Here is a 3,420-nt window from a genome sequence, read left to right on the forward strand (position 1 = left end):
GGTGCGGACACCGTGGTCGAGGAGGGCGTCCCAGCCCTCGGCGGTGAGGCGGTCCAGGTTGTCCGCCCGGACTATCGCCCCGCGGGTGGTCGGCCGGCCGGAGACGGTGGGCAGTCCGCCCAGGTCGCGGACGTTCAGGCAGCCGTCCCACACGAGGGTGCGGTCCTCGGTGGTGGTCAGCGCGTGCGTCCGGCTCATGGGGCCCCGTTTCCTCGACCGGGGGTCCCGTTACCCCCTCGTTATGAAGGACTCCCGGGAGATCCGGATGGTTCCGTGCTGTTCGGATCGCCGACACCCGGCGTTGGGGCCGGTTCGTGCGCCGTCCGGGGGCGGTGATGCTCCCCCGGGCGGCAGGTGGATGGCCGGTAGATGGCAGGCGAGCTCGGGCGGTGTCAGGCGGCGGTCGGGGCTTCGGTCTCGGCGGCGACCAGCTTCTCCATCGGATCGGCCGCGATCCGACCGAGCATCGCGCCGGCCGCGATCGCGCCGATCATGAACACGGTGGACAGCCAGGCCATGGTCGCCACCGGCAGGGTGAAGGCGCCGACCACCCGGGCGACGCAGTCGGCCAGCAGCGCGGTGCCCCAGACACCCGCGAACACCCGCTCGTGGCGCCGGAAGGCCCGGGAGCCGGCCGCCCGGCCCTCGACCAGCCGCTGCCAGGCGGCGGCTCGGTCGCGATTGCCCTTGGTGAGGAAGGGCATCAGCACCGGGGTCATCACCGACCGGCCGACCAGCGCCGAGATCAGGACGGCCAGCGCCACGGTGCCGCTCAGCCCGCCGTCCTTGGCGATCATCAGCCGGGCGTCGCCGGTGACGAAGGTGAGCGCCAGGCCCGCCAGGTTCACGGCCAGCATCAGCGCGGCCCACAGGTTGAGCCTGCGCTCGCGCAGCAGGCCGAGCACGGTCCGGGCGGCCGGGATGGCGCTGCTCCACGCCAGCGCGGCGAACACGCTCAGGTCGCAGACCGAGTGCAGCAGGTAGTAGCCGGCCAGCGGGGCGACCACGTCGATGGCGAGCGGGCGGAGCCCGGAGGCCGACGGGTTCGGGGTCGCGCCGGCCTCGGCGGTGGTCGCGGCGGTGATGGTGACGGTCCGGTTCACGGCGGGTTCCTTCCCTGCTGGTGGCCGCGGGCCGCTGCCCGCGTCGTGCCTCCAGTGTTTCCGTCCGACCCTCCGTCAGAGCAGTGCCGTCCGTTGCGGGATCCGCGTGACAGCTGTCATGGTGCGGGCCGTGACAGCCGCTCCGACCTGCGACTTCTCCCGGCTCGCGGGGTCGCGTTCGCCCGGATGGCCCATGATGTGGCGGGTGCAGAGTGCAGAGCGCCCCGGAGCGGGCACCGGCAGCCCCGTCGGCCGGTCCGGACCAGTCCCTTCCGTCGGCCCGCCAGCGGGTCGGGCCCCCGCTCCCGCCGATCTGACCGAGGCCGTCCGGGCCGCCCAGGCCGGGGACGAGGAGGCGTTCCGGCTGTTGTTCCGGACCGTCCAGCCGGGCCTGCTGCGCTACCTGCGGGTCCTGGTCGGCGGCCGCCCTGAGGACGCCCAGGACGCCGAGGACATCGCCTCCGAGACCTGGCTGCAGATCGCCCGCGACCTGGGCGGATTCTCCGGTGACGGGGACGGCTTCCGCGGCTGGGCCGCCACCGTCGCGCGCCACCGCGCGCTCGACCACCTGCGCGCCCGGCGCCGCCGCCCGGTCGCCGACCTGCCCTTCGAGTACCTGGCCGGGCTGGCCGCCGGGGACGACACCGCGGGCGCCGCGCTGGCCACCGTCGGCACCGCCGACGCGCTGGCGCTGATCTCCCGGCTGCCGCGCGACCAGGCCGAGGCCGTCCTGCTGCGGGTGGTCATGGAGCTGGACGCCGAGAGCGCCGCCCGGGTGCTCGGCAAGCGAGCCGGCAGCGTCCGGATGGCCGCCCACCGGGGGCTGCGGAAACTGGCCACGCTGCTGGAGCAGTCCTTCGCGGCCGGGGTCGGGATCCCCGCCGCGCGCGAGGCCGAACCGGCCGTGCGGCGGCCCGGCCGGCGCCGTACCGAGGGACCTGTCGAGGAACCCGCCGAGGAAACCGCGGGGAAGGCCGCCGGGAAGCCCACGGGGAAACCCGCGGGAAAGCCTGCGGGAAAAAGTTCTCCGCAAGGTGTGACAGAACGCCGGGCCGCGACGCTGAAGGACATGAGATGAGCACCAACCGATCCCGTCGGATCGACCGTGACGCTGCCGAGCATCTGCTCGGCGGTGCCGTGGGCGGCCCGCCGGCCGGGCAGGACGCCTCGCTCACCGGACCGGACGGCGGTCCCGGGCCGCTCGCCCGGATCCTCGCCGCGGCCGCCGCCCCGGCGACGGCCGACGAACTGGCCGGGGAGCAGGCCGCCCTGACCGCGTTCCGGGAGGCGCGTCTCACGCCCGACCCCGTAGTGACCACACCCGTCCGGAGACGATCGATGGCAACCGCCGCGCTGGCCAGGGCCTTCAGCACGAAGGCCACTGCCGCCGTGCTCGGCGCCACCGCGCTGTGCGGGGTCGCGGTCGCCGCCGGCACCGGCAACCTGCCGTCCCCGCTGGGCGGCGGGTCCGGCGCACCCGAGCACGCGCTCGCCGCCGCGGGCGGGCCCTCCGGCAGTGCGCCCGGCACCGCGTCCGCCGATGGGTCGGCCGATGCGTCGGCCGGTTCGTCCGCCACCTCGCCCGGCAGTGCCGCGCCCGGCACCCCGTCCGTCCGCCCGTCCGGCGGCGGCTCCGCCTCGGGCGGCCCGCAGTTGGTCGGACCGTCCACCGCCGCGAAGCCCGGCACCCCCTCCACCGATACCGACGGCGACGGCGACGCCGAGGGGCACGGCGCCCGGCCGCTCGCGCCCGGACTGGTCGCCCTCTGCCACGGCTTCGCCGACTGGTCGGGCCGGGGCGAGCGGTCACCGGCCACCGAGCCGCGGTTCGGCCCGCTGGTCGCGGCGGCCGGCGGGGCGGAGAAGGTGGCGGACTACTGCGCGCAGGAGCTCGGCGACGAGGACGACGACCACCCGGGCGCCACCGCACAGCCCCACGAACCCGGCCGGCCCACCCCCGGCCCTGGCGTGGGCAAGGGGAACACCGAGGACGGCCGGGGCAACGGGCAGGACAAGAACAAGGGCAACGGCCAGGACAACGGTCAGGACAAGGGCCAAGAGAAGGGCCAGGACAAGGGCAACGGCGGCAACGGGGCCAAGCCCGGCCGGTCCGGCGTGACCGTCCCGGCGCCGCCGAGCGCGCCGCCCCTGCCCGACGTCCGCCCGAGCAGGACCGACCGGCCCGACCGGCCCGACGACAGCCAGTCGGGCCGGAGGTAACCCAGGAACTCCGGGTGGGGCGCGTCCCACTCCGCCCGGGCTCCCCGCCCCCCCCGAACCCACCACCCCCCGTACGGCACCACCCCCCCTACCCCTC

General features: G+C 76.1%; 3 protein-coding genes and 1 pseudogene. 2 read left to right on the forward strand and 2 right to left on the reverse strand.

Annotated features, from left to right (window positions below):
* Nucleotides 1-12: 12 nt before the first annotated feature.
* Together ACFV61_RS23395 and ACFV61_RS23400 are read right to left on the reverse strand one after the other, a co-directional pair.
* Nucleotides 13-198 (reverse strand): annotated as a pseudogene (locus ACFV61_RS23395) (tyrosine-protein phosphatase); the annotation flags it as partial.
* Nucleotides 199-392: 194 nt separating this feature from the next.
* Nucleotides 393-1,103 carry a VC0807 family protein gene (locus tag ACFV61_RS23400; RefSeq protein WP_380493682.1) on the reverse strand — a complete coding sequence of 237 codons (711 nt, stop codon included), beginning with the start codon at nt 1,101-1,103 and terminating at the stop codon, nt 393-395.
* Nucleotides 1,104-1,299: 196 nt separating this feature from the next.
* Here ACFV61_RS23400 and ACFV61_RS23405 point away from each other — a divergent pair, with 196 nt between their 5' ends.
* Both ACFV61_RS23405 and ACFV61_RS23410 read left to right on the forward strand, forming a co-directional pair.
* Nucleotides 1,300-2,181: an RNA polymerase sigma factor gene (locus ACFV61_RS23405; protein WP_244293645.1), complete on the forward strand. Its 882-nt coding sequence runs from the start codon at nt 1,300-1,302 to the stop codon at nt 2,179-2,181.
* Nucleotides 2,178-3,323 carry a hypothetical protein gene (locus tag ACFV61_RS23410; protein ID WP_380493684.1) on the forward strand — a complete coding sequence of 382 codons (1,146 nt, stop codon included), beginning with the start codon at nt 2,178-2,180 and terminating at the stop codon, nt 3,321-3,323. The genes ACFV61_RS23405 and ACFV61_RS23410 overlap by 4 nt, the downstream gene beginning before the upstream one ends.
* Nucleotides 3,324-3,420 lie beyond the last annotated feature (97 nt).

This window comes from Kitasatospora sp. NPDC059817, assembly GCF_042731835.1.
In the GTDB taxonomy this organism is placed as follows: domain Bacteria; phylum Actinomycetota; class Actinomycetes; order Streptomycetales; family Streptomycetaceae; genus Kitasatospora.